Origin of the sequence: Streptomyces xanthochromogenes, assembly GCF_014650455.1 — a bacterium.
GTDB lineage: Bacteria > Actinomycetota > Actinomycetes > Streptomycetales > Streptomycetaceae > Streptomyces > Streptomyces xanthochromogenes.
Genome location: NZ_BMUZ01000046.1, coordinates 1 through 836 on the forward strand (window position 1 = coordinate 1; position 836 = coordinate 836).

1 protein-coding gene is annotated in these 836 nt (G+C 65.1%); it reads right to left on the reverse strand.

The features are described from left to right. Window positions 1-773 (reverse strand): AMP-binding protein (locus IE267_RS39290; protein ID WP_189766575.1); only part of this gene is annotated, 773 nt, incomplete at its 3' end. Between the last annotated feature and the right edge of the window lie 63 nt (window positions 774-836).

The window sequence follows — 836 nt, forward strand, 5'->3', positions numbered from 1 at the left end:
GACGCATCGAACGCCGCCGGCGAATGCAACAACACACGCTCATGAGCCCACCCACCGAAACGAGCGTCCAACACCAGACCAGCCACATTCCGATGACTGACCACAACCCCCTTCGGCACACCCGACGAACCAGACGTATACATCACATACGCCGCTGCATCAGGGGCAACGGCCACCTCAACAGGACCGCCAGGTTCCGTCCCGGCCACTCCCATCGAGGCCGCTCCGATCAACTCACAGTCCTCCGCGCCCGGTTGGAACTCCGCCGGGTCGTCGGTGACCAGCAGTCGCGCACCTGTTTCGGTGAGGACGTGCCGGATGCGCTCTGCCGGGTAACGCACATCGAGCGGCACATAGACAGCACCGGCCTTCATCAGCCCCAGCACCGTCGTGACCATCTCCACCGAACGCCGGAGAAGCACAGCGACAGCATCACCCGGCCGGACACCACGCGCGACCAACCCACCCGCGAACCGGTCCGCACGGACATCGAGCTCCGCATACGTGAGAGAGCTCTCCCCATCCATCACAGCAGGAGCATCCGGAGTCCTGGCCACCTGCCGCACGAAGAGCTCCGCAAGAGACAACTCGGGCAAAGGCACGGCCGTGTCGTTGAACTCGACGACGGCGTGCCGGTGTTCGTCGGTGGTGAGGAGGTCGATGGTGTCGAGTGGCTGCTCGGGATGGGCGGTCGCCTCGTCGAGGAGCCTGACCCAACGCTCGAACAGCGACCGCACGGTGGACGCGTCATACAGGTCACTGGAGTACTCCACCGCCCCCACGATGCCCTGCGGCTCACCACGCCCACCACGCCGCTCGGCAAGACTGAAGAACAG